Below are 26,337 nucleotides of genomic sequence, written 5' to 3'. Positions count from 1 at the left end.
CGGCCGATCTGACGAGAGCCTATCATTTTATTGCAAAACTTCAACAGAGTAGGATACTTGGCAATTCTTTTCAGCATCGGGAGCGGCCATGACCACGACAAGAAAACTCAAATGGCTGTTGGCCCTGGTGCTGGTTTTTGGCGGCTTCACCCTTTACAAATTATTCGAGGGTTTCAGCCATAATCCGGCGAACCACGAACATGAATGGCTGTTCAAAGTCGTTTCGGAATTCGGTTTGTTCGTATCGGTGATCATTTCAGCCGGTTATTTTCATCATTGGTTTATCTCGGCCGAAGAAAATAAAGAGGCGGAAGAACGTTTACAGCATACCTTGGGGCATTATGTCGACGGCATATTATTGAATTCCGCTAAAAGGGGATTCTTGGGAATCACCAACAAAGAATTCGATTTTAGCCAAATCATGCAAGGGCTGAAACCTGGCGATTACGTCTACTGGCTAATCACCTTCGATCCTCGATTCAAAAACAAATCGCGAGAATTGGAAAAAGCGATAAAAACCGGCGTCAATTTTAGAATGCTGATTTTAAAATCCGATTGCACAATCGGAGAATTGCGCGCGCAGGAAACCAATGGCTTTAACCCGCAAGAATTCAATGAATATTCCAAGTTATTCAAAGTCTCGCTGGAAGACGTGATCGCCCGCATCGACGATGCCGAGTCCGGTTCGTTGGGCGTGTTTATTTACGACGGCTTGCCCGGCCTGCCGCTGTTTATCGTCATTCGGAAGGAATCGAGAAAGATCGAAGTGTTTAACAGCTTTTACCTGGCGGAACCGGTAGGGAAAATGCCTTATCTGCATTGGGAAAGCGAGTTAAAACCCGGGAGCCAGGAACCCTTCGAATCCGACTACTGGAACATGCCCGGCCTATTTCTCGATTACTTTAAGAAGCGTTGGGAAATGGAAAAAGAAAAGCTCCGTTCAAGCGGTCAAGAACACGAACTCAAGCGCTTTATCCATGCGCCCGCAACGGCCAAGCAAAAATGCGCCGAACTTGCCGATTTCATTTAGGCGTGGCTCCGGTGGTCGACGGCGACCACGATTGGCATGGGCTGAGACCAAATCAAATACCGGCATAAATTGATGCGCCGAGCAATATCTCCAGCCGGCGCAACCATCGCCAAGCGTCGCTGAGCAGGCTTGGCAGACCCTAATGATTCGCGGTACATGCCGGAAGCGAGGCGGGCCGGCAAATCGGGGACCAATTCGCGGACACCGGTGAATCCCGACCATATCCAGCTGAAAAACGAATGTTAGAAACACCGACACCAGCACGAAATTGCCGAACGACAGTTCGGTATAAAACCGCGGCTTGGGCAACGCGTTCCATTGTTCAATTTGCTCGGGCTTTAATAGCGTCAATACTCAACGCTACCTCGTAGCCCCGATTAGCGAAGCGTAATCGGGGGCATGATAGGCCTCAATTTTCGTAGGATTACGCGTTGCTAACAGTATCGGACCTATCGAAAAGTTAGCTATTCAAAGAGAGGGAACACAATGTCAACAGGCTAAAGACTTAGGTGCCGGAATAAGTTGTGGCGCGAGAGTCTTTAGTCCGAATGACTAGGTTGGTAGCGGTCGCTTTTTAAATCGGCTATCCGAATTAACGATTAATCGTTTTTCATCTGCCGACCGATAATGCGTAGGGTGCCGATCAAAAAATGCAATGAACGGCGGACATCCGGGTCGTTTAGCGAGCTAAGCAATTGAAACAAGCCGGGTGGTTTTTCCAATGCCGCAGTTCGAGCATTCGCCATACGAACGGCGTTACCGACCGTCCAGCCCAGGACTAAAATTTCCTCACCGACTTTCGTGGTTTTTTCCAGCGCCGCCTCGTCAAGAAACTCGATATTGTCGGATATTAACGATAATAAATCGATAATGTTATTCAAGCGTCCGGCTTGCACCAACGGGGCGGTTTTATCGATTATGTTCTTAATGCCATCGATGGTGGCTGGATCGCTCAGAGCCGTATCCGCCACCAGTTTTTTTACATTCGTATTTAACTGCATTTGTTCAGACATAAATAATTCCTCTTTGATCAAACGATGCCACGCGCAACGGCCCAATAAATGCCGCGATTAAAGGTCTTGCGCATCAGACCTCCGAGTTTGGTAGGTGGGGCGACCTGTACATCATGTTTATAGTCGTACCAGAGCGGCATCCCGGCTTCCAACCCCATTTGCGCGATCGCTTGGACTTTTCCGTCATAGATCGCGGCGGTGTAACCGCGGCGAATTTCCGAAGCGATGTTTTCCACGATGACCGGCGACTGGTTGTGACAGGTCCCGCCCGCTTTGCTGACGGGCAGATCGACGGTGTCGCCCATCACATAGACGTTGTCGGTGCCGTACATCTTTAAGGTTTCGAAGTCGGTCGGTAACCAGCCTTCATTGTTTTGCGCTTGCGACTTGCCGGAATTAATGACGGCGTCAACCGCCCTGATCGGCGGCGTCGCCATCAAAATATCGAATTCTTGAGATTTACCTTCCTCGGAATAGGCTATTTTGGCTTCCGGATCCACCTTATCTAAGGTAAAACCGCGTTGATATTTGATGTTTTTACTGTCGAATATGCTCGGCAACACTTCGCAGGTCGGTTTTTGCAGAAATAAACAGTTACGCAACAATTGCGAAACGGTCGGGTAGCTGTAGATGATTTCCACCCGGTCGCGCACGCCGCGTTTACGTAAGTATTCGTCAAGCATCAATGTGGTTTCGACAGGAGCGATGCCGCATTGGTGAGGTACGTTCGGGGTCTTGGGAAAATTGACCGTGATGAATATGCGCCCTTCTTCGATGGTGCGTAATTTTTGGGCGAGTTGCTGCGCTGCTTTAGTCTGATAAAAATGATCCCCCGCCTCCTTCAAGCCTTCAATTCGTTCCGGCGCCGGAACACAGCCGGTGGAAATCACCAGATACTCGTATTGGTAGCGCTTCCCGCTTTCACAGAGGACGCGATTTTGCTCAAATTCGAAGCTTTCCACGCCATCGACATGAAAGATTATCTCGGGGCGCAATAGCGAGCGTTGCTTGCGGACTAATTCGTGCGGATGAAAAGCGTTGAAAGCCACATACATATTGGCCGGCTTGTAAACATGGTCGGGGGAATTTGAGAGCATCATGATCTCAATTTCGCCTTTTAGGATTTCCGGATAAAACTTAGCGACTAAGTTGTTGGCGGTCATGGTGCCGCCGATTCCGCCGCCAACGACGATGATGCGTTTTGTCGAGCTAGTCATAATGACTCCTTCAATTGATTGTTCGGTGAGAGGCCAACTTGTCGGGCGCATCGATATTCAAAAGATTACGCCAAGTACAAGCAAACCCATTTGTTAAGTCAGTCGGCGCGTTTGAGCGCGCCGGAAGGACACTGATCGACTACCTTGGCGAGTTCATCGTCGCTGGCTTTGTCCGGTTCGATCACAAATTGTCCGTCGACTACTTTGAATACTTCGGGCAGCGATTTAACGCAGTTGCCGGAGTGAGTACATTTTTGTTGATCCCATTCTATTTTCATGACGCTTAACCTCTTCTTTGTTCGGCTGTTGTTGGATCGATCACGGTTTTTACCTCGGCGATCGAATTGGTTGGAAATTCACCGGATTCCGCGTGGGTTTTAATGCTTTGCTTATCGGGCGCGATGTACACGCAATAGATTTTGTCGTCTGTCACATAGCTTTCCAGCCACTGAATTTGCGGGCCATATCGTGCAAAATGCAGCAGGATTTTTGCGATATCTGCTGCAGCTGATCTGCGCTTAATTGGCCGGCGTTAGGGGTTTCTCGTTCAATAATATATTTAGGCATATGGCCTCCCATGCTTTTATATGACCAGTCGTCTTTATCTGACGACTAAAAAAACCGACAATAGCCGCGATGGCCTTATCGTTTTGAACAATATTGTTTAAACGGTTTGTAACAAGTGGATGATTAACACTGCGGCGGAATCGTTACGGCTAATCCGGCCGCTTTCCAGGCGGCGATGCCGCCATTGATATTCCTAATATTTTTGAAACCCATCTGCTGCATGACGGCTGCGGCCATCGCGGAGCGTCCCGAACTGGCGCACAGTAGCAGCCATTTTTTCTCGCGGTCCATTAACTCTTCACGTCGATCCGCATATTGACGGTCCGCCGCCGCTTCCAGTATTCCGCGCGGAATATTCAACGCGCCGTCGATAGTGCCCGCCATGAATTCGCCCGGTTCGCGCACGTCCAGTACCTGATAGCCTGCATCCAATAGCGGTTTAACGTTCGATACCTCGACCTCTTGTATTTGCGATTTTGCTTGTTTCACAAAAGCCATTAAGGTTTTTTCTTCGCTCATATCAAAATCCCATGAATAATAATTGACCGGTCGTCTTGAAGCAGGGCAAAAAAACCCAAACAACCGGCGGTTGTGTCGACTTGCCTTGTTTCCGATCTAAAATCGACTAGGCAACAAAATAATCATTCAATAAGGTATCGCAAAACTCATGCAAAGGTTGCACGGACTGCTCGATTTTCATCCGCAACAATGCGCCTTGCCAGTTATTTACCAACAAATTCGCCATGACTTCGGCGCTTCTATCGCTACGCACAGTACCTTCCTTTTGGGCTTGCAGCAATGCCTTATATTGCAGCGATTTATAGCGTTCAACCGCAGACTTTAGCGCCTTGTTGCACAACTCGCTGGTATCGCCGATTTCACCCATCAAGTTACCCAATAAACATCCACCTTTGTAACCGTTCTTTTCCACTTCACCGATGAGTTCCGCATAGTAATTTTTTAAGGCGGTGAGCGCGCCGACTTGTGAGTGTTGCAGGTGTATGGTTAATAGTTTAATAAAGGGCTCTATATAGTGTTTGATGCTTTCGGCAGCAAACTCTTCCTTGCTACCAAAATAGCTATAAAACGACCCCTTGGGCACCTGTACCGCATTTACAATTTCGTTAATGCCGGTCGCATGATAACCCTGGTTCATCAGCAGACAAACGCCTTGGTCTAGTAATTTTGTACGTTTAGATAGCTTGTTGCTCATAGTGGTTACGAAATATACGACTGGTCATATATTTTGTCAATAGATTTATTCCGCTTCAAAGCAGGCGCCTAGAAGGAGATGGCCATGATCGCATTTTCAAACATTCGACGGATGTTATAAAAGCCCTAAATACCGAAGCTAAGCGTTATAAAAATATCTAAAAATATCTAGAAATGTCTAAATCATTGCCGTCTAGACATTCGCCAGGATTTCCCCTCCGGCTCGATCAATCCCTCTTGTTTCAAGGCCTGTAGCAAGTTTTTTATTTTATTGTCTTTTTGGGTGGCATCCAAAACGTCCGGTAACTTGTCTAATAACAGCCGATTAATGTCTGCACGTTTGGCGATTCCAAACTTCTCCAAATATTCGACTATAAGCTGCTTATAATGTTGGTCATCAAAGGCGCGATGACGGATATATTGAGCCCGATCGCCACTGTGATCGGCAACTCGGGCTAAAATGTGGTAGTTTGGTTTTCGCCCTTCGATAAGGCATTGACCTTTAAGATACTTTGCCTGTTCGTTTGTTAGAGGTTTACGCTTTTGCACCCTATCCAACAACAGAATATCTTCTAGCGTTAAATCCGGAAGTTCGGCCAATTTTCGCCCGGCGTCAACATAGGGCAAATCCGGGCCTTTGGAAATCATGAGTATCGACTAAAAAATCGCAACTCATGATATGCAACATGCCGCGAATGCCTGGGTACTTAATTTGCGCCTCGTCAGCGATCGTGCGCGTGTCGTCTATGTGCAATGGGAATTGCTCTCGAATGTCGATCGTATCTTTATGCCATTCAAGTATAAAAAATACCGCCAATTCAAGATCGGATAATAAATGGCGGGTACGTTGACACTTATGCCCAAATATCCGGTGAGAACGGCCTTCCGAGGGGACGTTCTTTATCGTTAGCCAGGGTTTATAGTCTTGCCCATAACCGGAGCCACGCCCCTCTTTTATCCATTTCTGATGCTTTAAGTCCGAATTTTGGTAACATTTTTTCGCCATAAACAAAAAGCCGCTAAGTCTTCGCTCTTGGTACGAGTCTAGACTTAACGGCGTCAGTATGCAACTTTATTACCTAGTATGATACTTTATCGCCTTCCTACAAGCGGCCAATCCGGGTTCTATTTTCTTATTCCACCGTCACAGACTTAGCCAAGTTGCGCGGCTGGTCGACATCCGTGCCTTTCAATACCGCGACATGGTAGGACAGCAGTTGTAACGGGATCGTATAAATCAGCGGCGAGACGATGTTGGCTACGCTCGGCATCTTGATGATTTGCACGTTTTCGTCGTCGCTTTCGCCCAAGGTTTCGTCCATGAACACGATCAATTGGCCGCCGCGGGCGCTGACTTCCTGAATGTTGGATTTCAGCTTTTCCAACAGAGTGTTGTTAGGGGCCACGGTAACGACCGGCATTTCGGCGTCGATCAAGGCCAAAGGCCCATGCTTCAACTCGCCGGCCGGATAGGCTTCGGCGTGAATATAGGAAATTTCCTTCAATTTCAACGCGCCTTCCATCGCGATCGGATAATGCGATCCGCGGCCCAAAAATAAGGCGTTTTCTTTATCCGCAAATTGCTTGGACAATTCCTCGACCGTCTCGTCCAGCTGCAATACTTTTTCGATATTGCCGGGCAGGGCAAACAACTCGGAAACGATTAGCTCTTCCCATTCCTTGGTCAAGGCAAAACGCCGTCCAACCGCAACGACCAGCATCAGGAGAGCCACCAATTGGGTGGTAAAGGCTTTGGTCGATGCCACGCCGATTTCCGGACCCGCGCGCGTCATCATGACCAGTTCGGATTCCCGTACCAAGGAACTTTCCGGCGCGTTGCAGATGACCAGCGAATGTTTGACCCCCAGTTTTTTCGCCTCCTGCAACGCCGCCAGGGTATCGGCGGTTTCGCCGGATTGGGATATCGTGACGACCAAGGTATCCGGCGAAATCACCGGATTGCGGTACCTGAATTCGCTGGCGACTTCGACCGCGCAAGGCACCCGGGCCAGTTTCTCGAACCAATAGCGCGCAACCAGGCCTGCGTGATAACTGGTACCGCAAGCAATGATTTGTACCGATTTGATTTGATTGAAAATTTCGGCCGCTTGGTGCCCGAAGGCGGAGTCTTGCAAGCGATTTCCGACGAAGCGGCCTTCCAAGGTTTCCGAAACCGCCCAGGCTTGCTCGTAAATTTCCTTGAGCATGTAATGACGATATTTGCCTTTGTCCACCGAGTCGGGTCTGAGCTGGCTTTCGATGATCGGCCGTTCGACCGGCGCATTGTTTTTATCGTAAATTTTCAGACTATCGGTTTTCAGTTCGGCGACGTCACCGTCTTCCAGAAATATGAAGCGTTGCGTAACCGGCAGCAGGGCGGCCATGTCCGATGCGATGAAGTATTCGCCGATACCGATACCGATCACCAACGGGCTGCCCTTGCGGCAGGCCACCAAGGTGTCGGGTTGATCACTGCTGATCACACCCAAGGCATAGGCGCCTTCCAGATGCGACAAAGTCGACTTTACCGCGGCCAGTAAATCGGTCGTCTTTACCAATTCTTCGTCTATTTTGTGGACGATCACTTCGGTATCGGTTTCCGAAGTAAATTGATAACCGTTCTGTTGTAGGGTATTTCTAAGATGGTCGTGATTTTCGATGATGCCGTTATGCACTACCGCTACCTTTTCGCGGCTGACATGCGGATGCGCGTTAAGCGTACTCGGCTTGCCGTGAGTCGCCCAGCGTGTATGTGCAATACCTATGTGTCCGCTGATCGGGTCGCTTTGGATCAATGTTTCCAGACCCTTCACCTTACCCAGTTCGCGCTTACGGTAAATCTCGCCATCGCTTATCACCGCCAATCCGGCTGAATCGTAGCCGCGGTATTCCAGCCGTTTCAAGCCTTCGATTAAAATCGGCACCACATTGCGTTGGGCGATGCCTGCGACTATGCCACACATATTAATTCTCCGACTTACTGGGATGTAAGGAGTGCAGGGAACTGTCTGTAACAGTTTCTGCCGACTTACAAAGAGGTTGGGACGACTGCAAGGATGCAGAAGTTAGGGCATCGCCGGGAGCAGATGCCGAGTACAGGCGATTGTCAGGAACGATCTCTGCCTGCTTGGTCGGACGCGTCCATCCGGGAATACTGATCTGCTTGACGCGGCTCAAGGTCAGTTGCTCCTCCGGCGTATCACGGGTGATGGTCGAACCCGCTCCGATGGTAGCGTTCTTGCCGACAGTGACTGGCGCAACCAACTGGGTGTCCGAACCGATGAATGCGCCGTCTTCGATGACGGTTTTGAACTTGTTGACGCCGTCGTAATTACAGGTGATCGTCCCGGCGCCGATATTGACCTTGCTGCCGATTTCGCTATCGCCGATATAGCTGAGGTGATTGATTTTGCTGCCGCTGGCGACGCTGGATTTTTTGATCTCGACAAAATTGCCGATATGCACGTGGTCGGCGAGTTCGGCTTGAGGCCTTAAGCGAGCGAACGGCCCTATCCGACTGTTCGCGCCGACGACCGCATCTTCGATGACGCTGTTCGCTAATACCTCGACGCCTTCCGCAATGCTGGAATTTTTGATCAAGCAATTCGGTCCGATTTTGACGTTGGAGCCGATTCGGTTGACCCCTTCGAATATGACGTTGATATCGATGTCGATGTCCTGGCCCAGTTCCGCAAATTCGCCGCGGACGTCGAGCCTGGCCGGATCGCGTAAAGTGACCCCGCGCTCCATCAAATTCTGCGCCTGCTCGGCTTGATAAACGCGTTCCAAATGTGCGAGTTGGATGCGGTTGTTGACTCCCAACACCTCATCCTGGCTTTCGGCTTGACTGGTTTCTATGCTTAAGCCGTCGTCCACCGCCATTTCGATGATATCGGTCAGATAATATTCGTTTTGCGCATTGTTATTGCTCAAGCGAGATAACCAGCCTTTCAGCTGACTACCCTTACAAGCCAGAATACCGGTATTGCCCTCGTTGATTCGCAACTCGCTTTCGTTGGCATCTTTTTGTTCGACGATTTTGATCACGGCATGATCCTTGTCTCTGACGATACGGCCATAGCCGGTCGGGTCGTCAAGCGCTACCGTCAAGAGTGCCAACGAGGTGAGACTGACTTTCTTGAGCAGGGTCTCGAGCGTCTTGGCCTTGATCAGCGGCACGTCGCCGTACAGCACCAACACCGTATCGCTATCGTCTACATAGTCTATCGCCTGCTGCACCGCGTGACCGGTTCCAAGCTGCCGGCGTTGCTCTATCCAGGTTACATCGAATTCATGGAGTCTTTGTTTGACGATTTCGCCGCCGTGCCCATAGATTATGAATACCCGGTTATCAGGCAAGGATAAGCTGGTTTCATAGACGTGTTGTAACAAAGGCTTGTTCGCGAGTTCGTGCAGAACCTTCGGCAGAGCGGAACGCATGCGTGTGCCCTGTCCGGCTGCCAAAATGATGGTTTTTATCGACATGTCTTATCCTTTAAACTAAAAAAGCCCGATGACGCAGGCGTTATCGGGCTTATCTATTTATACGAAGCTAACGGATCAGTGACCGCGTTTTCTCAATCGTTCCAGCGTTCTTAGCTGCATGACGGCTTCAGCCAGCTGTGCCTGTGCAATAGCATAGTCAATCTTGCCGGATTTGTCTCGGAGCATTTCTTCTGCGCGGGCTTTTGCTTCGAGTGCTTTCGCTTCGTCGATATCTTTCGCCCGAATCGCGGTATCGGCCAGCACGGTCACGACGTGCGGCTGCACTTCGAGCAAGCCGCCGGAAATGTAATATTCCTGACTTTCCTTATCCGAGATTTTGACCCGAACCTCACCCGGTTTCAAACGGGTGATCAGCGGCGCATGGCGAGGAGCTATGCCCACTTCGCCCATTTCGGCCGGCGCGAACAGCATCTCGGCCAGACCGGAGTAAACCTCCTGCTCTGCACTGACGATGTCTACATGTATGGTCATGACCATTCAAATCTCCTCTAGTGAGCCAAATTATTTTTTGCTGCTTTTGGCTTTTTCGACGGCTTCTTCGATGCTGCCCACCATGTAAAACGCTTGTTCCGGCAAATCGTCGTAATCCCCGGCAATAATGCCTTTAAAGCCGGCAATGGTGTCTTTCAACGATACGTATTTGCCGGGCGAACCGGTAAAGACTTCGGCCACGAAGAACGGTTGCGACAAGAAACGTTGAATCTTACGAGCACGAGACACGATCAGCTTGTCTTCTTCCGACAGTTCGTCCATACCCAAGATGGCGATGATGTCGCGCAATTCTTTGTAGCGTTGCAACACGCCTTGTACCGCTCGCGCGGTGTCGTAATGTTCTTGGCCGATGACCAGAGGGTCCAGCTGACGGCTGGTGGAATCCAAAGGATCGATCGCAGGATAGATACCCAACTCGGCGATCTGACGGGACAGTACTACGGTCGCATCCAAGTGCGCGAAAGTGGTAGCAGGCGACGGGTCGGTCAAGTCGTCGGCCGGTACGTAAACCGCTTGGATAGAGGTAATGGATCCCGTTTTGGTCGAGGTAATACGCTCTTGCAATACACCCATCTCTTCGGCCAGCGTCGGTTGGTAACCTACCGCGGAAGGCATACGGCCCAACAGCGCCGATACTTCGGTACCGGCGAGAGTGTAACGGTAGATGTTGTCGACGAAGAACAACACGTCGCGGCCTTCGTCGCGGAAGAATTCCGCCATGGTCAAACCGGTCAACGCGACGCGCAAACGGTTTCCGGGCGGCTCGTTCATTTGGCCGTAAACCAGAGATACTTTATCCAATACGTTGGATTCGGTCATTTCGTGGTAGAAGTCGTTACCTTCGCGGGTACGTTCGCCTACACCGGCGAATACCGAGTAACCGCTATGCTCGATCGCGATATTACGGATCAGCTCCATCATGTTGACGGTTTTACCGACACCGGCGCCGCCGAACAGGCCGACTTTACCGCCTTTCGCGAACGGGCAAACCAAGTCGATCACCTTGATGCCGGTTTCCAGCAATTCATTGGCGGGCGCTTGTTCGTCGTAAGCCGGCGCATCGCGATGGATGACCCATTTTTCTTTTTCGCCGATCGGACCTTTTTCGTCGATGGCGTCGCCCAACACGTTCATGATACGACCCAGCGTTTCCTGACCGACCGGCACTTTGATGCCTTCGCCGGTGTTGGTCACGTCGACACCGCGTTTCAAGCCGTCGGTGGAACCCATCGCGATGGTACGAACCACGCCGTCGCCCAGTTGTTGTTGAACTTCCAGTACCAATCCGCCTTCGACATTCAGCGCGTCATATACTTTCGGCATCTGTTCCCGCGGAAATTCCACGTCTACGACCGCCCCGATAATCTGAACGATTTTACCCAAACTCATTGTGTCGTCCTCTTTTAAAATCTATCTAAACTTGTGAATGCGTTAAACCGCCGCGGCACCGCCGACAATTTCCGAGATTTCCTGCGTGATTGCCGCTTGTCTGGCCTTGTTGTACACAAGTTGCAATTCTTTGATGATGTTGCCGGCGTTATCGGATGCGCTTTTCATCGCAACCATACGCGCCGCCTGTTCGCAGGCATTGTTCTCGACCAGCCCCTGGTAAACGATGGACTCGACATAGCGTTGCAGCAATTGATCCAGAACTTCTTGCGCACCGGGTTCATAGATATAATCCCAATGCCCCGACAAATCCTCTTCCAGACTGCTGGCCATGACCGGCAATAATTGGGTCATGACCGGTTTTTGCGTCATCGTGTTGACGAACTCGTTATTGAACACGTACAACTGGTCGATCTTCCCGCCCAAGAACGCATCCAGCATGATTTTGATCACGCCGATGATGTCCATTTGATGCGGGGTGTCTCCGAGCTTTGAGACCTGGCCGATGATATGCGCATTAATATTGCTGAAAAACGCAGCCGCTTTACCGCCGATAGTCGCCAGATCGATTTCGATGTTCTGCCCGTTCCATTTCTGCATCGCGGTCAAAATCGTTCTGAACAAGTTGGCGTTCAATCCGCCGCACAAACCTCTATCGGAACTGATAATGATGATCCCTACTCGCTTGACTTCACGCTCGACCATAAACGGATGTATATACTCCGGATTGGCATGCGACAGATGGTTGATGATCTGACTGATCTTTTTGGAGTAGGGGCGTGTCGCCTGCATGCGATCTCTGGTTTTACGCATTTTGCTCGCGGCCACCATTTCCATGGCGCGAGTGATCTTCTGAGTGTTCTTGATGCTCGCGATCTTTCCGCGTACCTCTTTGCCAACAGCCATGAGACTATCCTTTACCAGCTATGGGTTTTGACGAAACGTTCGATGGCAGCGTGCACGCCGTTTTGAATGTCGTCGTTATAGTCGCCTTTTTCGTTGATTTTCGCCATCAACTCGGACTCTTCGGCTTTCATGAAAGACAAAAGAGCGGCTTCGAAATCGCGTACTTTTTTGACGTCGATCGGGTCCAGGAAACCGGCATTGGCCGCGTACAATGAAACCGCCATATCGGCGACCGGCATCGGCGCGTACTGATTTTGTTTCATCAACTCGGTGACACGTTGACCGCGTTCGATTTGTTTGCGGGTCGCTTCGTCCAGGTCGGATGCGAACTGAGCAAAGGCCGCCAACTCGCGATATTGGGCCAAGTCCAGACGAATACCGCCGCCCAGCTTTTTAATGATCTTGGTTTGCGCGGCGCCGCCCACGCGGGATACAGACAAACCGGCGTTGACCGCAGGACGAATACCCGAGTTGAACAAGCCGGTTTCCAGAAAGATCTGGCCGTCGGTGATCGAAATCACGTTGGTCGGTACGAACGCGGAAACGTCGCCGCCTTGGGTTTCGATGATAGGCAATGCGGTCAAGGAACCGGTTTGACCTTTGACTTTGCCGCCGGTCAGTTTTTCGACTTCGGCCGCGTTGATACGCGCGGCGCGTTCCAACAGACGCGAATGGATGTAGAACACATCGCCCGGATACGCTTCGCGGCCCGGCGGACGGCGCAACAACAAGGAAATTTGGCGATAGGCCCAAGCTTGTTTGGTCAAGTCGTCGTAGATGATCAGCGCATCTTCGCCTTTGTCGCGGAAGTATTCGCCCATCGCGCAACCGGCATAAGGCGCGATGAATTGCAGCGCGGCCGATTCGGAAGCCGACGCGGAGACGACGATAGTGTGATCCATCGCACCGTGTTCTTCCAGCTTGCGCACCACGTTGGCTATCGACGAACGTTTTTGGCCGATCGCGACATAGATACATTTGATGCCGGTGCCTTTTTGATTGATGATGGCGTCGATCGCAATCGCGGTTTTACCGGTTTGGCGATCGCCGATGATCAGCTCGCGTTGGCCGCGGCCGATCGGAATCATCGAATCGATGGATTTCAGACCGGTTTGTACCGGCTGGTCGACCGATTGCCGTGCGATAACGCCCGGAGCGATTTTTTCGATAGGCGAGGTCAAAGCCGTATCAATGGCGCCTTTCCCGTCGATAGGATTGCCCAAGGCATCGACTACGCGGCCCAACATCGCATCACCGACCGGTACCTCCAGAATCTTGCCGGTACATTTGACGGTGTCGCCTTCGGAGATGTGCTTATAATTACCTAGAACGACCGCACCGACGGAATCCCTTTCCAGGTTCAATGCCATACCGTAAGAGCCGCCAGGAAATTCCAGCATTTCGCCTTGCATCGCGTCCGACAAACCATGTACACGAACGATACCGTCGGTTACCGAGACAACAGTACCTTCCGAGTGCGCCTCGATTTGGGCGTCGAAATTCTCGATCTTCTTCTTGATCAGATCACTTATTTCAGATGGATTTAATTGCATTTTATTTTCCCGATCTCGCTCTTAGAGCCGTTTTGCTAATTGATGAAGCTGGCCGCTGACAGAACCGTCTATCACTTTGTCGCCTGCTTTGGCACGTATTCCGCCGATCAACGATTTGTCGACCGAAACGCTGGCATTGACCTTTTTGTTCAGGTACCTTTCCAGCATCGCGACGTATTTGGATTGTTCGGCTTTGGTTAATGCATAGGCACTGTAAAGATCGACATTAACATAGCCTTCGTCATTGGCCTTGTATTCTTCGTACAAGACAGAGATGTGAGGCAGCAATTTCAATTTGCCGTTTTGCACCAGCAATTTCAGAAGATTTTTAACTTCATCATCGATTTGATCCTGACTAATATCCAACAGCAGTTGCAAGAGTCTGTCGCTACTGACTTTCGGATTATTGACGATGGCCGTCATGTCGGCATCCTGGAGAACCGTTGATAAGAATTGCAAAGCCTCCGCCCATGTTCCCGTAGTGCCGGATTCTTTCGCACGTTTGAACGCGGCCTCGGCATAGGGTCGTGCTAATGTCACTAATTCAGTCATCGCTTAACCCAATTGTTCCGCCGCTTTGTTCAGAAGATCCTGATGCTTGGCTTTGTCGATTTCTTCTTTCAAAATCTGTTCAGCAGCACGTAAAGCCAAGGCCGAAACTTCTTTGCGTAAATTTTCCCTGGCTTGCAGCGATTCCTGCTCGATTTGAGCTTTCGCCGCCTCCAGCAGGCGTTCGCCTTCTTTCCGGGCTTGCAATTTGGCTTCCTCTACCAATTCATTCGCGCGCTTTTGGGCGGATGCAATAATTTCCGCCGATTGCTCCTTAGCCTCTTTTAAGACGCTAACAGCTTTCTTTTCAGCCAGTTTAACCTCTTCCCGGCCCTTTTCGGCGGCGGCCAAACCGTCGGCGATCTTGGCTTTGCGCTCTTCCAACGCGGCAATGATGGGTGGCCAGACATACTTCATGGTAAACCATACCAGAAGCGTGAAGGTAATCATCTGCCCGATCAGAGTAACATTGATACTCATTGATGGTTTCCTCGTTATGCTGTTTTCATGTGTATCTGTCTACTACGGCCGACTAGGCGGACAGTAGTTAGATAAAGACGGATGTCTTCTCCGAACAGATTAATCTTTTCGGTTAACCGGCAACAGATTGAACAGCTGAAAGGAATGGGTTTGCGAAGGTCAGCATCAGCGCCAAACCAACACCGATCATGGTTACCGCGTCAAGCAAACCGGCGATGATGAACATTTTGACTTGCAACATAGGAACCAACTCTGGTTGACGCGCCGCGCCTTCCAGGAATTTGCCACCCAGCAAACCGAAACCGATAGCGGTACCGATTGCGCCCAGGCCCAAGATGATGCCTACGGCAATTACAGTGAAGCCTTGAACGTTGGCAATTAATGATGCGAGTTCCATAGTGTCTCCTAAGTATTGATATGAATGTAAAAAATAAAACTATTAATGGTCTTCACAGGCCAAGCTCAAATAAACGATGGTCAACACCATGAATATGAAGGCTTGTAGCGTAATGACCAGAATATGAAATACGGCCCAAGGGAAACCCAGCAACGGCTGAACAATTGGCGGCAACAAAGCAATCAGGATGAATACCAGCTCACCCGCGTATAGGTTACCAAATAACCGCAGACCTAATGAAATCGGTTTGGCCAATTCTTCAACGGTTTTCAACAACAAGTTGAACGGCAACATTTTCGGCCCGAACGGCGTACAAGTCATTTCTTTGGCAAAGCCCCAAAGACCTTTGACTTTAATGCTGTAAAAGAAAATCAGGATGAATACGCTAATAGATAGCGCAAAGGTCCCATTCAAATCGGTACTCGGTACGACGCGCATGTATTCCATACCCATCAAGCTACCAACCAGCGGCAACAAATCCACGGGTAGCAAATCCATCGAGTTCCATAGAAACACCCAGCAGAAAATAGTCAATGCCAATGGTGCAATCAGCTCGCTACGGCCGTGAAAAGTGTCTTTGACTTGGGCGTCGACGAATTCGACTATCGACTCGGCAATATTCTGAGCTAGGCCCGGCACGCCGGAAGTCGCCCGCTCAGCAACCGTCTTAAAGAACCAGATAAACAATCCGCCCAATACCCAAGAAAAAAACAGGGTATCCAGATGCAATGTCCAAAATCCCTCACCCGCCGATAACGGTGTCAAGTGATGGACAATATAACCTGTAGCGCCACCTTCACTAGCCATTTTGCCTCGCAATATCAATAATCGCGCCAATAAAAGAGCGCGAACCAAAAAACTGACAACACTGCGATATAACCAACCAGCAGCGTTAAAAAATCAACAGACGGGATCTGTAAAACAATCGTAAAAAGAGCCGCGGTGAGGACCAGCTTTACGGTTTCGCCGGCATAAAACGCGTTGACGACACCTTGAGCTGACTGATGTCTGGCAAGGTAAACCTTATATGCAAAGTAAAAGTTCGGCAGCAAAGCGATAGCGCTTCCGATAAGCGGAGAAACCGCCTTACCCCATCCGCCTAGCAATAAAAACCCCGAGGCTACCAATAAGGCCATCAGGACTTGCATATATAATATTTTACCGACAGTAGAAAAATGATTTTCGACTGCCATATCCATCCTCTCGACCGTTAAGCTCGCCGATTATACCAATCCACGGACTTAAAGCAAAGAAGCTCGATGATTGTTTCCCGCTTCATCAAGACTGCCCAAAATCACCTCAGCGAATCCCCCTCGGCAGCCTCCGCAACAATAGGCAATACCCATGCCAAAACATAACTTACTGATTTTATGGTAAATAAAAAACCATACTATTTGTAGCAAAAGCGACAAAAGGGCATAGAACAACTAAAACCTTTTAATAATTGTCGTTTTTATGTCAATTGATTCTTTTAATGATGCCTTCCAATTCTTCCAAACTGGCATAAGAGAAAATCAATTTACCCTTACCGCCGTTTTGATGATTAATCTCTACCCTAGCCCCGATTCTTTCACTAAGCTCACGCTGCAAGCGCATAGTATCAGGATCGATCTTCTTCGGCGCCTGGACCGGTTTGTCCTGGTGCAGCTCTCGCACCAACTTTTCGACGACACGCACGGTCAAGCCTTGCTTGACCGCCTTGTTGGCTATTTCGATCTGTTTGGACTCATCCAAACCGATTAGGGCACGTGCATGACCCATTTCCAGCTGACCGCGGCTCAGCATGTTTTTTACGTCGCCCGCCAAATCCAATAAACGCAACAGATTGGTCACCGTCGCACGCGATTTGCCGATCGACTCGGCGATTTGCTGGTGGGTCAACTCGAACTCATCCAATAAACGATGTAGAGCTTCGGCCTCTTCCAGCGCGTTCAAGTCTTCGCGCTGAATATTTTCGATCAACGCCACCGCCATCACCGATCTATCGTCAATGTCCTTGACCACGACCGGCACTTCGGAAAGTTCGGCCAGTTGCGCAGCCCGCCAACGCCGCTCGCCGGCAATGATTTCATATTGATTATCACCGATTTTCCGAACCACGATCGGCTGAATAATGCCCTGCGCGGCAATCGAATCCGACAATTCCTTAAGCTTTTCAGGGTCGATATCCTTACGCGGCTGATATCTGCCGCGCTGCAAGAACTCGATCGGCACCTTCAGCACGTCATGAGACTTATCCTTGGCCGCCGAGGCAGGCGCGACGTCGCCGAGTAATTCACTTAAACCTCGTCCTAGTCCACGTTTTTTCTGCATCATCGTTTGCTTGCTTTCTCTTTTCTGATCATTTCGCCCGCCAAGGCAATATAGGCTAGCGCGCCTCGCGAGGATTTGTCATAAGCCAAGACGGGCACGCCGTGACTGGGCGCCTCGGCCAAGCGGATGTTTCTGGGAATCGTGGTCCGGAACACTTTGTCCGCAAAATATTCCACCAATTGATCGGAAACATCCTTGCCCAGCCGACTTCTGTTGTCGACCATGGTTCGTAGAATGCCTTCGAGCACTAATCCCGGATTCACGGAATCACGAATATTACGCAAGGTCGACATCAAGGACGACAGCCCTTCCAAGGCATAATACTCACACTGCATGGGAATCAGCACACTATTGGCGGCCACCATCGCGTTCAAGGTCAACATATTCAGCGAGGGCGGGCAATCGATCAGGATATAATCGTATCCGTCCTTGATCGGCAACAAGGCATCGGCCAATCGGCGTTCGCGATGCTGGGCGCTCATCAATTGCACTTCCGCCGCGGTCAGATCGGCATTGCCCGGAATCAGGTCAAAGCCTAACTCTTGATTCTTGATGACGATTTCGCTGACTGGCACTTCTTCCAATAACAATTCACAGCTGGAATATTCAAGCTCGTCTTTATTCACGCCGCAACCCATCGCGGCATTGCCTTGCGGATCCAGATCGATCAACAACACTTTACGTTTGGTTGCGGCAAAGGCGGCCGCCAGATTAACGCTGGTTGTGGTTTTACCCACTCCGCCTTTTTGATTGGTCACCGCGATAATCTTAGCCATGCTTTTGATTCTCCAGACAAATTAAACAGCGCTCGGCATCGACACCGGGCACTTTTAACGGAATGACAAAATAATTCGAATCCAATTGCGTTAATTCTTGCTCGGGAACCTGCCCTTTCATGGCCAGCAGCAAACCGCCATCGGCCAATAAATGCCGGCTCAACTGCACAATGTCGCTCATACCGGCGAATGCCCGACTGATCACCGTCGAATACAGTTTTTCCGGTTCCAGCAATTCTACTCGACTATGCAGCACCTCGACGTTGTTTAGTTTCAATTCCAGTACCGCCTGCCGTACAAAACGGGTTTTCTTGGAATTGGAATCCACCAAGCTAAAATGGCAGTCCGGCATGCAAACCGCCAACGGAATACCCGGCAAACCGGCGCCGGTGCCGATGTCGGCGATACGCGGCGGCTTGACATGCGGCAATATGGCCAGGCTATCCAATAAATGCAAACTGACCATCTCCAACGGGTCGCGCACTGCGGTCAGATTATAAGCCTTGTTCCATTTTACGATGAGCTGGATAAAACTCAGCAGCTGATCCTGTTGAAGTTCGGGAATAGCTAGACCCAAGGCTGCAAGACCCCGGACCAGTTTATCGTGGCAATCCTGCATCAAGCGCTTTTCTTTTTCAGATGCACTAGCAGCAAGGAAATCGCCGCCGGCGTGACGCCGGGAATCCGCGAGGCTTGTCCCAAGGTTTCCGGACGCTGTTTTTTCAGCTTTTCGCTGACTTCGTTCGACAAGCCGGACACCAGACTGTAATCGACATTGTCCGGCAGTTTCAAATGCTCGTAACGCTGAGTGCGGCTGATTTCGGTTTGCTGGCGGTCAATGTAGCCGGCGTATTTGGCTTGAATGGCCACCTGTTCCGCCACTTGTTCATCGACATCGGATTCCCCGGCAAGCCTCAACAAATTATCGATATCCACTTCCGGACGCCGCAACATATCGGTCAAGCTGACTTCTTTCAACAGCTTTTTGCCCCACAATTGTTCGGCCAAATCCGCTTCCTCGGTTTCGGTTCTGATCCACTTCTTGGCCAACTTACCCTGTAAGTTGGCAATCGCTTCGCGTTTTTGTTCGAAACGGCGCCAACGTTCGTCGTCCACCAAACCCAATTCCCGGCCTTTTTCGGTCAAGCGCAGATCGGCGTTGTCTTCGCGCAATTGCAAGCGGTATTCGGCCCGGCTGGTAAACATCCGGTACGGCTCCGAAGTACCGCGCGTGATCAGGTCGTCTATCATCACGCCGATATAGGCTTCTTCCCGGCCCGGACACCAGCTTTCCAAACCCTGTGCCAAGCGCGCCGCATTCAGGCCGGCGATCAAGCCTTGCGCGGCCGCTTCCTCGTAGCCGGTGGTGCCGTTGATTTGACCGGCGAAGAAGAGGGCGTTCATGTGTTTGGTTTCCAACGAGGTTTTCAAGTCGCGCGGGTCGAAGAAGTCGTATTCGATCGCGTAACCCGGCCTGACGATTTCGGCATTTTCGAAGCCCGGCATCGTCCGGATGAAACGGTATTGCACGTCGAACGGTAGACTGGTCGATATGCCGTTGGGATAGACTTCGTTGGTATTCAAGCCTTCCGGCTCGACGAAAATCTGATGAGAATCGCGCTCGGCGAAGCGCACGACTTTATCTTCGATCGACGGGCAATAACGCGGGCCTACGCCTTCGATGATGCCGGAATACATCGGCGACCGGTCCAGGCCGGAGCGTATGATGTCGTGAGTTTCGGCATTGGTGCGGGTGATATGGCAGCACACCTGCCGAGGATGCTGATCGCGGCTACCCATGAACGAAAACACCGGCAAGGGCGTATCGCCGTGTTGTTCCTGTAATTTGGCGTAGTCGATGGTGCGGCCGTCGATACGCGGCGGCGTGCCGGTTTTCAAGCGGCCGACACGAAACGGCAGCTCGCGCAAACGCTCCGCCAGCGCCACCGAAGCCGCGTCGCCGGCGCGGCCTCCGCTATAATTTTCCAAACCGATATGAATGCGCCCGGCCAAAAACGTGCCGGCGGTCAACACCACGGCTTTGGCTTTGAATTCCAAACCCATTTGAGTTTTGACGCCGACGACCCGTTCGCCTTGCACGATCAAATCGGACACCGTTTGCTGAAACAAAGCCAGATTCGGCTGATTTTCCAACGCGCTGCGCACCGCTTGTTTATAAAGTTGCCGGTCGGCTTGGGCCCGGGTGGCTCGCACGGCAGGACCTTTGCTGGCGTTCAGAATCCTAAACTGGATACCGCCTTTATCGATGGCCTGCGCCATGATGCCTCCTAGCGCGTCGACTTCCTTGACCAAGTGGCCTTTGCCTATGCCGCCGATCGCCGGATTGCAGCTCATTTGCCCCAAGGTTTCGATGTTTTGCGTCAACAACAGCGTTTGCACCCCGCTGCGCGCCGCCGCCAATGCCGCTTCCGTTCCGGCATGACCACCACCCACCACGATCACATCAAAGTCTTTCTGGAATTTCACAGGCAATCTATGTTCAAATAAACGGTTCGAATGAAATCGCTATTTTAATAGCTTATGGAGAAAAAAGCATGAGAAAACGAAATAAAGCCAAAGGCTTGCGCGAAATCCCGATTAAAAACCCGGTCGCTAAATTCGCCCACCACTACAATAAAAGCCAAGTTTTTTCCGACAAACGTAAATACCAACGCAAGGCCAAGCACCCCGCGCGGGAGCCTTTCTCAACCGCTTTCGGCAAGGCGCTTGAGCAAGGCTTCGACGCGGGCAATGCCGTTCATGCCGGATTTTAAGGATTTCAGCCTCTGTGAAAGCAACGATAGAAGATAAAGTACAAACCCGGATTCCAACCAAATACGGCGAATTCATTCTCCATTACTACACCAACAGCCTGGACGATAAAGAACACGTGGCCTTCGTCAAAGGCGAGGTAAGCGGCAAAGACGACGTGCCGGTCCGCATCCATTCGGAGTGTTTCACCGGCGACGTGCTGGGTTCGCGCCGCTGCGACTGCGGCGAACAACTGGACATGGCGCTGGATATCATCAATAACGCCGGCTTCGGCATCCTGATTTACCTGCGTCAAGAAGGCCGGGGCATCGGCTTATTGAAAAAGCTCCAGGCCTATAACCTGCAAGACCAAGGCTTGGATACCGTCGACGCCAACATCAAGTTGGGCCATCTGGCCGACGAGCGCCAATACGACATCGCCGCGCTGATTCTGAATAGCCTTCAAGTCCACTCGATTTCGCTGATCACCAACAATCCGCAAAAAATCGACGAACTAACCAAGCTCGGCATACTGGTCAACGACAGGATTCCAATCGAGACCCATGTTCATCACGACAACCTCAGTTATTTGAAAACCAAAATGGAGCGCATGCGCCATCTGCTAAAGGTGCCGGATAAGAAATAATTGTCGCAATGCTAGAACATTTGAAACTGCCCCCAGCGGCATTAAAAGTCACTATCGATCTAAATCAGATCGGCCTTGGCCAAACGCCACGGCAACAAAGCATCGTCGGACAATCCCGCGCGCAATCGGCGCTGACTTTCGGCGTGGCGATGAAGTCGCCGGGTTACAACATCTTCGTGATGGGCGAGCCCGGCACGGGGCGGCTGTCCATGGTCAGCCAATATTTGGCAAGCTATGCGGAAAAGCAAGAATCCCCGTTATCGTATGCCTATGTCGACAATTTCGAAAATCCGCGCGAACCGGTTTCCATAGAACTACCCTCCGGTGAAGGCCACGAATTCGCCAAGGACATCGAAAAGTTAATCGACAACATCCTGGCCACTTTTCCGGCCGCCTTCGAAAGCCCCAGCTACCAGCAAAAGAAAAGCGTCATCGAGCGCCGTTTCAACCAGCGCTATAACGCCGCGATCGACTTGGTGGACAACAAGGCCAGGGCCATGAACGTAGCCTTATACCGCGATAGCGAAACCATCACGTTTTTACCGATTCGCGATAACAAGGCCCTGGACGAAGAGCAATTCACCCTGCTCCCGCAACAAGATCGCGAACAGTTTCATCAGCACACCGAAGAACTGGAAGAGTACCTTGGCACCGTGTTATTGGAGTTACCGCAATGGCGGCGCTCCTTGGTGGAAGAGTTGCGCCAACTGGATAACGACACGATCAAACAGGCGCTGGAACCCTTATTTGCCGAACTCAACGCCAAATATCAGAACGTCGACGACGTGATCACCTATTTGGCGGAAATCGAGAAAAATTTAAGCAATACCATCAGCGACTTCCTGATGCCTAGCCGTAGCCAGGAAGCCCGCGAAAGCACCGTCAAGCGCCAGTTACTGATCGAACAGTATTTGCCCAATATTCTGGTCGATTGCAAACACGACAGCAACGGCGCGCCGGTCATTTACGAACCGCATCCGACTTTTCAAAACTTGTTCGGACGCATCGAATACATCAGCGACCAAGGCACCCTGGTCACCAATTACCGGCGTATCTGTCCGGGCTCCCTACACCGGGCCAACGGCGGCTACCTGATACTGGATGCGGAAAAAATATTGACCTATCCCTTCGTATGGGAAGGTCTAAAACGGGCGCTGAAGGCCGGTAAAATCGAAATCGAATCGCCGTATTCGGAACTCGGCATCAATACGATTACGCTGAAGCCCGAGGTGATTCCGTTAAACGTCAAAGTCATCCTGGTCGGTTCCCGCGACATCTATTATCTACTGGAAGAGCTCGATAGCGAATTCAACGAGATGTTTCGCGTGCTGGCGGATTTCGACGATCACATCAGACGCACGCCGGAAAACATCGCCCAGTTTAGCCATTTGATGATTTCGCAGGCCAAAGACGCCGGCACCAAACCGTTAACCGATGCCGCCTTGCTGCGCTTGATCGAACACAGTTGCAGACTGGCCGAGCATCAAAGCCGGCTCTCGGCGCATGTCAACAATTGTTTGGAAATTATTGCCGAAGCCAATTTGCTGGCCGATCAAACCGGCGCCGCCCAAATCGATCAAGCCGAAATCGAATTGGCGCTAGCGGCCAGGGAGCAGCGGAACGGCCGCATCGCCGAAGCGGTGCTGGAAGAAATGCTGGAAGGCACGATCTTGATCGACACCGACGGGGAAGCCGTTGGCAAGGTCAACGGCCTGACCGTCATGGACATCGGCGGCAGTAGTTTCGGGGCTCCGGCCAGGATCACCACCACCGTGCATCCCGGTTCGCGCGGCATCGTCGACATCGAGCGCGAGGTCGAACTGGGCCAGGCCATCCATTCCAAAGGCGTGATGATCTTGACCGGCTATCTCGGCCACTGCTATGCCCAGCAATTTCCGCTGGCGATTTCCGCCAGCATCGCGATGGAGCAATCCTACGGCCACATCGACGGCGACAGCGCCGCGTTGGCCGAACTGTGCTGCTTGATTTCCGCCTTAACCCGGATTCCGATCAAACAAGGTTTTGCCCTGACCGGCTCGATCAACCAATACGGCGAAGTGCAAGCCATCGGCGGCGTCAACGAAAAAATCGAAGGCTTTTTCGCACTCTGTGCCGCGCGCGATCTTACCGGCCGGCAGGGCGTCATCATCCCGGCATCGAACAAGCCCAATCTGATGCTAAAACGGGAAGTCATCGACGCCGTCGAACGCGGTCTGTTCTCGATATACACCGTATCGAACGTCGACGAAACCCTGACATTGCTAATGGGACAGGAAGCGGGCGCGCTCAACGCCGACGGAAATTATCCGGAACATAGCATCAATTTCAAAGCCGTCGCCCGTTTAAAAGAAATTTCCGAAATGACTCAGGATGACGACAAGGAAGCTGAATCGGAATAAACGCTTTGATTTCGTTTATACTGTTCCGCGATCGAAAGTGCCCGTGAACACGTAGCCCCCTCGATTCATTGCCGGCACGGATGCATGCGCCTGGGAGAAGACTCTCTCTATCGCCATAAGATTAGTGAGCAAGATCCAAAAAACCTGTAAAATTCGCAAACCCAATTCGGAGTGTAGCTCAGCCTGGTAGAGCACTGCCTTCGGGAGGCAGGGGCCGGAGGTTCGAATCCTCTCACTCCGACCAGCGCAGTTTATTGAAAATAAAGGATTATTTTCAAATGCCATCGGTTAACACGCTAGAAGAAAACGCGACGGGCAAACCAAAACGTACACCATGCCGTTTTTGTAACCCTAAATTTGGGGATTTCTTATGGCGTACACAATTCGAAAAACCAACGTACGGGTCAAAATACCCGGAGCCGGTTTCGGTGGTGTCGGGCGCGTAACTGGTCGTTCGCAACCCACCGTAACTTTCACGATAACCACTGCCAATGGTGAAGTCCCTATTCTTGGTGTTGCAAAGCGTGGTAACTATCACAAGGAGTATGTCTTTGATCCGGAACGTTGCGATTACTTCGTACCGATTAAATGTCGGAAACCAAAATACTGTCTGCAAGCCTACGACACCAAAACAGCGTTCAACTATTGAACGCTTGAAGGTCAAATTTCCAGACTTCGATAAAGTCGATATTTAAGTAGTTTCCATTAGCATAAAGGGAATCATGGCAAGAAGAAAGAAAAGTAGTGTAATTGAAGATTTGTACGAAATTACAGCAGTATTACCTTGGTGGGTAGGAGCACTACTTGCCATCATTGCATACGTGATCTTGCATCGTTATGCGATTGCTGAGGCACAGACGACGGCAGTGCCTGGGCAAATTGGCCAGATGGTTGTTGGCCAAATGACAAAAATGCTGGCGGCATATGGGCAATATATTCTCCCACTGGTGTTTATCGCTGGAGCAATTACATCGTTTTTGGGGCGGCGTAAGCGGGAAGAATTGGTTTTGGTTACGGGCCGCGATAGCTCTGGAAACACGCTGCGGAGTCTGAGCTGGCAAGAGTTTGAGTTGCTAGTTGGTGAAGCATTCCGAATGAAAGGCTATTCAGTGAGTGAAACAGGCGGTGGAGGTGCGGACGGCGGCATCGACTTGATGTTAAAGAAGGGCGGCGAAATTTTTTTGGTTCAATGCAAGCAATGGAGAGCATTTAAAGTATCGGTGAACATTGTGCGCGAACTTTATGGTGTGATGGCGGCGCAAGGCGCAACAGGAGGATTTGTAGTAACTTCTGGCACCTTTACAGAAGATGCAAAGTCCTTTGCCAAAGGACGAAATATCGAATTGATTGATGGTTCAGGGCTTAGTCGAATGATTGAAAAAGCCAAAACAGCTCGATCAATGCAACCCCAAGCAGATATATCATCTAGGATTCTTGATACCGTTAAGCCCGAAGCCATTGCAACTAATCCTTCTTGTCCCAAATGCGGTGGTGCTATGGTAAAGCGAATAGCCAAACAAGGCGCCAATGCTGGTAACGCTTTCTGGGGCTGTTCGGCGTTTCCAAAATGCCGTGGTGTTAGGGCTATAAATTAGCAGAAGCTTTAGATGCACATTGGATGTTTTCTAAAACAGTTTTAGTGTCTGCTTGGTATGTTTCATGTTTTTTTTCTTTGACTGGGTGACCTGGGTCGGCTATTTCTGCAAATTTCCCAATACATTTAATTCATTTAGTGTGGAAGCCTTTTCGTCGTGAGATTGGATAACCAATCTTTGCGCCTCAACAAGAAATTCGGAATATAGCTTTTGTCGAACCACACTTTGTTCCTTCGCAATTGCGAGCTTCCACTCGTGATTTTTTACACTTCGGCTTGCAAAGTAATTTATCAAACCACCGAGTAAAACCCCTGCAAGCGCGCCAGCAATTGCTACAATTTCAGATGTGATCACTTCAACCAAGTAAATTCACGAGTCCCAAGAGCTTTTCAAGATATGTGATCAAGCACACCCTTGGTATATTCGGCATATTTCTCTTTCAAATATTTCAATCCTTCATTCGCATCGATGTGAAATGGTTTAATGAACCCGGCCACTTCTAGAAGCAGACTTTATACTGTTAGTAGAGGTGAGCATGACGAACGA

At 50.6% G+C, this 26,337-nt stretch carries 29 protein-coding genes, 1 tRNA gene and 1 pseudogene; 7 read left to right on the top strand and 24 right to left on the bottom strand.

From position 1 onward, the window contains the following. Window positions 1–88: 88 nt before the first annotated feature. Complete coding sequence (locus ACW73I_RS14520) at window positions 89–1,030, top strand: hypothetical protein (RefSeq protein WP_458030110.1); 942 nt, start codon at window positions 89–91, stop codon at window positions 1,028–1,030. Between the two features lie 599 nt (window positions 1,031–1,629). Here the strand turns inward: ACW73I_RS14520 and ACW73I_RS14515 are convergent. From ACW73I_RS14515 to mnmG, 23 genes and pseudogenes are all read right to left on the bottom strand, one after another. After that, entirely contained in the window at window positions 1,630–2,043 is a 414-nt protein-coding gene (locus tag ACW73I_RS14515; protein WP_458030109.1) for a DUF1641 domain-containing protein, read from the bottom strand. 17 nt (window positions 2,044–2,060) lie between these two features. Beyond that, window positions 2,061–3,260 (bottom strand): NAD(P)/FAD-dependent oxidoreductase, encoded by a 1,200-nt coding sequence (locus ACW73I_RS14510; RefSeq protein ID WP_458030108.1) that lies wholly within the window; start codon window positions 3,258–3,260, stop codon window positions 2,061–2,063. A gap of 98 nt (window positions 3,261–3,358) precedes the next feature. Further along, complete coding sequence (locus ACW73I_RS14505) at window positions 3,359–3,538, bottom strand: (4Fe-4S)-binding protein (RefSeq protein WP_458030107.1); 180 nt, start codon at window positions 3,536–3,538, stop codon at window positions 3,359–3,361. 5 nt (window positions 3,539–3,543) lie between these two features. Then, window positions 3,544–3,827 (bottom strand): annotated as a pseudogene (locus ACW73I_RS14500) (DUF4242 domain-containing protein). Between the two features lie 123 nt (window positions 3,828–3,950). Beyond that, window positions 3,951–4,346, bottom strand: coding sequence for a rhodanese-like domain-containing protein (locus ACW73I_RS14495; RefSeq protein ID WP_458030106.1), 396 nt, complete (start codon window positions 4,344–4,346; stop codon window positions 3,951–3,953). Window positions 4,347–4,452: 106 nt separating this feature from the next. Continuing rightward, a complete protein-coding gene (locus tag ACW73I_RS14490) occupies window positions 4,453–5,040 on the bottom strand; it encodes a TetR family transcriptional regulator C-terminal domain-containing protein (protein WP_458030105.1) in 588 nt (195 codons plus the stop codon). Between the two features lie 182 nt (window positions 5,041–5,222). Beyond that, complete coding sequence (locus ACW73I_RS14485; protein ID WP_458030104.1) at window positions 5,223–5,639, bottom strand: hypothetical protein; 417 nt, start codon at window positions 5,637–5,639, stop codon at window positions 5,223–5,225. A 13-nt stretch (window positions 5,640–5,652) separates the two neighbouring features. Further along, complete coding sequence (locus tag ACW73I_RS14480; RefSeq protein WP_458030103.1) at window positions 5,653–6,045, bottom strand: hypothetical protein; 393 nt, start codon at window positions 6,043–6,045, stop codon at window positions 5,653–5,655. A gap of 127 nt (window positions 6,046–6,172) precedes the next feature. After that, window positions 6,173–8,002, bottom strand: a complete 1,830-nt coding sequence (gene glmS / locus ACW73I_RS14475; RefSeq protein WP_458030102.1) for a glutamine--fructose-6-phosphate transaminase (isomerizing) — start codon at window positions 8,000–8,002, stop codon at window positions 6,173–6,175. 1 nt (window position 8,003) lies between these two features. Further along, entirely contained in the window at window positions 8,004–9,524 is a 1,521-nt protein-coding gene (gene glmU / locus ACW73I_RS14470) for a bifunctional UDP-N-acetylglucosamine diphosphorylase/glucosamine-1-phosphate N-acetyltransferase GlmU (protein WP_458030101.1), read from the bottom strand. Between the two features lie 75 nt (window positions 9,525–9,599). Then, window positions 9,600–10,022 (bottom strand): F0F1 ATP synthase subunit epsilon, encoded by a 423-nt coding sequence (locus tag ACW73I_RS14465; RefSeq protein ID WP_458030100.1) that lies wholly within the window; start codon window positions 10,020–10,022, stop codon window positions 9,600–9,602. Between the two features lie 24 nt (window positions 10,023–10,046). Continuing rightward, window positions 10,047–11,426 carry a F0F1 ATP synthase subunit beta gene (gene atpD, locus ACW73I_RS14460; RefSeq protein WP_458030099.1) on the bottom strand — a complete coding sequence of 460 codons (1,380 nt, stop codon included), beginning with the start codon at window positions 11,424–11,426 and terminating at the stop codon, window positions 10,047–10,049. 42 nt (window positions 11,427–11,468) lie between these two features. Beyond that, a complete protein-coding gene (atpG, locus tag ACW73I_RS14455; protein WP_458030098.1) occupies window positions 11,469–12,332 on the bottom strand; it encodes a F0F1 ATP synthase subunit gamma in 864 nt (287 codons plus the stop codon). Between the two features lie 11 nt (window positions 12,333–12,343). After that, on the bottom strand, window positions 12,344–13,885 hold the full coding sequence (atpA, locus tag ACW73I_RS14450) for a F0F1 ATP synthase subunit alpha (RefSeq protein WP_458030097.1): 1,542 nt from the start codon (window positions 13,883–13,885) through the stop codon (window positions 12,344–12,346). Window positions 13,886–13,906: 21 nt separating this feature from the next. Continuing rightward, the gene (locus tag ACW73I_RS14445) at window positions 13,907–14,437 is read right to left on the bottom strand and encodes a F0F1 ATP synthase subunit delta (protein WP_458030096.1); all 531 of its coding nucleotides are present in this window, start codon (window positions 14,435–14,437) and stop codon (window positions 13,907–13,909) included. Window positions 14,438–14,440: 3 nt separating this feature from the next. Continuing rightward, window positions 14,441–14,914 (bottom strand): F0F1 ATP synthase subunit B, encoded by a 474-nt coding sequence (locus ACW73I_RS14440; protein ID WP_458030095.1) that lies wholly within the window; start codon window positions 14,912–14,914, stop codon window positions 14,441–14,443. Window positions 14,915–15,026: 112 nt separating this feature from the next. Beyond that, on the bottom strand, window positions 15,027–15,311 hold the full coding sequence (atpE, locus tag ACW73I_RS14435; protein WP_020484117.1) for a F0F1 ATP synthase subunit C: 285 nt from the start codon (window positions 15,309–15,311) through the stop codon (window positions 15,027–15,029). Between the two features lie 42 nt (window positions 15,312–15,353). Further along, on the bottom strand, window positions 15,354–16,118 hold the full coding sequence (atpB, locus tag ACW73I_RS14430) for a F0F1 ATP synthase subunit A (protein ID WP_458030094.1): 765 nt from the start codon (window positions 16,116–16,118) through the stop codon (window positions 15,354–15,356). A 14-nt stretch (window positions 16,119–16,132) separates the two neighbouring features. Next, the gene (locus ACW73I_RS14425) at window positions 16,133–16,504 is read right to left on the bottom strand and encodes an ATP synthase subunit I (RefSeq protein WP_458030093.1); all 372 of its coding nucleotides are present in this window, start codon (window positions 16,502–16,504) and stop codon (window positions 16,133–16,135) included. A gap of 265 nt (window positions 16,505–16,769) precedes the next feature. Then, window positions 16,770–17,627 (bottom strand): ParB/RepB/Spo0J family partition protein, encoded by an 858-nt coding sequence (locus ACW73I_RS14420; RefSeq protein WP_458030092.1) that lies wholly within the window; start codon window positions 17,625–17,627, stop codon window positions 16,770–16,772. Then, complete coding sequence (locus tag ACW73I_RS14415; RefSeq protein ID WP_458030091.1) at window positions 17,624–18,400, bottom strand: ParA family protein; 777 nt, start codon at window positions 18,398–18,400, stop codon at window positions 17,624–17,626. Before ACW73I_RS14415 ends, ACW73I_RS14420 begins: the two co-directional genes overlap by 4 nt. Continuing rightward, window positions 18,393–19,019 (bottom strand): 16S rRNA (guanine(527)-N(7))-methyltransferase RsmG, encoded by a 627-nt coding sequence (gene rsmG, locus ACW73I_RS14410; RefSeq protein WP_458030090.1) that lies wholly within the window; start codon window positions 19,017–19,019, stop codon window positions 18,393–18,395. Before rsmG ends, ACW73I_RS14415 begins: the two co-directional genes overlap by 8 nt. Continuing rightward, entirely contained in the window at window positions 19,019–20,887 is a 1,869-nt protein-coding gene (mnmG, locus tag ACW73I_RS14405) for a tRNA uridine-5-carboxymethylaminomethyl(34) synthesis enzyme MnmG (protein ID WP_458030089.1), read from the bottom strand. Before mnmG ends, rsmG begins: the two co-directional genes overlap by 1 nt. A 68-nt stretch (window positions 20,888–20,955) precedes the next feature. Between mnmG and ACW73I_RS14400 the strand changes: the two genes are divergently transcribed. From ACW73I_RS14400 to ACW73I_RS14375, 6 genes are all read left to right on the top strand, one after another. Then, window positions 20,956–21,174, top strand: coding sequence for a DUF7230 family protein (locus tag ACW73I_RS14400; protein WP_458030088.1), 219 nt, complete (start codon window positions 20,956–20,958; stop codon window positions 21,172–21,174). A 14-nt stretch (window positions 21,175–21,188) separates the two neighbouring features. Next, complete coding sequence (gene ribA, locus ACW73I_RS14395) at window positions 21,189–21,797, top strand: GTP cyclohydrolase II (RefSeq protein ID WP_458030087.1); 609 nt, start codon at window positions 21,189–21,191, stop codon at window positions 21,795–21,797. An 8-nt stretch (window positions 21,798–21,805) separates the two neighbouring features. Beyond that, window positions 21,806–24,196, top strand: a complete 2,391-nt coding sequence (locus ACW73I_RS14390) for a Lon protease family protein (RefSeq protein WP_458030086.1) — start codon at window positions 21,806–21,808, stop codon at window positions 24,194–24,196. A gap of 167 nt (window positions 24,197–24,363) precedes the next feature. Further along, window positions 24,364–24,440 (top strand) — tRNA-Pro (locus ACW73I_RS14385). Window positions 24,441–24,566: 126 nt separating this feature from the next. Then, complete coding sequence (locus tag ACW73I_RS14380) at window positions 24,567–24,845, top strand: hypothetical protein (protein ID WP_458030085.1); 279 nt, start codon at window positions 24,567–24,569, stop codon at window positions 24,843–24,845. 73 nt (window positions 24,846–24,918) lie between these two features. Beyond that, window positions 24,919–25,791 (top strand): restriction endonuclease, encoded by an 873-nt coding sequence (locus ACW73I_RS14375; RefSeq protein ID WP_458030084.1) that lies wholly within the window; start codon window positions 24,919–24,921, stop codon window positions 25,789–25,791. A gap of 99 nt (window positions 25,792–25,890) precedes the next feature. Here the strand turns inward: ACW73I_RS14375 and ACW73I_RS14370 are convergent, their stop codons facing one another. Continuing rightward, window positions 25,891–26,154, bottom strand: a complete 264-nt coding sequence (locus ACW73I_RS14370) for a hypothetical protein (protein WP_458030083.1) — start codon at window positions 26,152–26,154, stop codon at window positions 25,891–25,893. Window positions 26,155–26,337: the final 183 nt, after the last annotated feature.

The sequence above is a fragment of the Methylomonas sp. MgM2 genome (assembly GCF_054172045.1).
This window is presented reverse-complemented; position numbering and strand designations above follow the sequence as displayed.

Excerpts from the sequence above, each read along its gene's own strand:
- ACW73I_RS14520 (WP_458030110.1), top strand. The coding sequence starts at position 89 with ATGACCACGACAAGAAAACTCAAATGGCTGTTGGCCCTGGTGCTGGTT.
- ACW73I_RS14515 (WP_458030109.1), bottom strand. The coding sequence starts at position 2,043 with ATGTCTGAACAAATGCAGTTAAATACGAATGTAAAAAAACTGGTGGCG.
- ACW73I_RS14510 (WP_458030108.1), bottom strand. The coding sequence starts at position 3,260 with ATGACTAGCTCGACAAAACGCATCATCGTCGTTGGCGGCGGAATCGGC.
- ACW73I_RS14505 (WP_458030107.1), bottom strand. The coding sequence starts at position 3,538 with ATGAAAATAGAATGGGATCAACAAAAATGTACTCACTCCGGCAACTGC.
- ACW73I_RS14495 (WP_458030106.1), bottom strand. The coding sequence starts at position 4,346 with ATGAGCGAAGAAAAAACCTTAATGGCTTTTGTGAAACAAGCAAAATCG.
- ACW73I_RS14490 (WP_458030105.1), bottom strand. The coding sequence starts at position 5,040 with ATGAGCAACAAGCTATCTAAACGTACAAAATTACTAGACCAAGGCGTT.
- ACW73I_RS14480 (WP_458030103.1), bottom strand. The coding sequence starts at position 6,045 with ATGGCGAAAAAATGTTACCAAAATTCGGACTTAAAGCATCAGAAATGG.
- glmS (WP_458030102.1), bottom strand. The coding sequence starts at position 8,002 with ATGTGTGGCATAGTCGCAGGCATCGCCCAACGCAATGTGGTGCCGATT.
- glmU (WP_458030101.1), bottom strand. The coding sequence starts at position 9,524 with ATGTCGATAAAAACCATCATTTTGGCAGCCGGACAGGGCACACGCATG.
- ACW73I_RS14465 (WP_458030100.1), bottom strand. The coding sequence starts at position 10,022 with ATGGTCATGACCATACATGTAGACATCGTCAGTGCAGAGCAGGAGGTT.
- atpD (WP_458030099.1), bottom strand. The coding sequence starts at position 11,426 with ATGAGTTTGGGTAAAATCGTTCAGATTATCGGGGCGGTCGTAGACGTG.
- atpG (WP_458030098.1), bottom strand. The coding sequence starts at position 12,332 with ATGGCTGTTGGCAAAGAGGTACGCGGAAAGATCGCGAGCATCAAGAAC.
- atpA (WP_458030097.1), bottom strand. The coding sequence starts at position 13,885 with ATGCAATTAAATCCATCTGAAATAAGTGATCTGATCAAGAAGAAGATC.
- ACW73I_RS14445 (WP_458030096.1), bottom strand. The coding sequence starts at position 14,437 with ATGACTGAATTAGTGACATTAGCACGACCCTATGCCGAGGCCGCGTTC.
- ACW73I_RS14440 (WP_458030095.1), bottom strand. The coding sequence starts at position 14,914 with ATGAGTATCAATGTTACTCTGATCGGGCAGATGATTACCTTCACGCTT.
- atpE (WP_020484117.1), bottom strand. The coding sequence starts at position 15,311 with ATGGAACTCGCATCATTAATTGCCAACGTTCAAGGCTTCACTGTAATT.
- atpB (WP_458030094.1), bottom strand. The coding sequence starts at position 16,118 with ATGGCTAGTGAAGGTGGCGCTACAGGTTATATTGTCCATCACTTGACA.
- ACW73I_RS14425 (WP_458030093.1), bottom strand. The coding sequence starts at position 16,504 with ATGGCAGTCGAAAATCATTTTTCTACTGTCGGTAAAATATTATATATG.
- ACW73I_RS14420 (WP_458030092.1), bottom strand. The coding sequence starts at position 17,627 with ATGATGCAGAAAAAACGTGGACTAGGACGAGGTTTAAGTGAATTACTC.
- ACW73I_RS14415 (WP_458030091.1), bottom strand. The coding sequence starts at position 18,400 with ATGGCTAAGATTATCGCGGTGACCAATCAAAAAGGCGGAGTGGGTAAA.
- rsmG (WP_458030090.1), bottom strand. The coding sequence starts at position 19,019 with ATGCAGGATTGCCACGATAAACTGGTCCGGGGTCTTGCAGCCTTGGGT.
- ACW73I_RS14400 (WP_458030088.1), top strand. The coding sequence starts at position 20,956 with ATGAGAAAACGAAATAAAGCCAAAGGCTTGCGCGAAATCCCGATTAAA.
- ACW73I_RS14390 (WP_458030086.1), top strand. The coding sequence starts at position 21,806 with ATGCTAGAACATTTGAAACTGCCCCCAGCGGCATTAAAAGTCACTATC.
- ACW73I_RS14380 (WP_458030085.1), top strand. The coding sequence starts at position 24,567 with ATGGCGTACACAATTCGAAAAACCAACGTACGGGTCAAAATACCCGGA.
- ACW73I_RS14375 (WP_458030084.1), top strand. The coding sequence starts at position 24,919 with ATGGCAAGAAGAAAGAAAAGTAGTGTAATTGAAGATTTGTACGAAATT.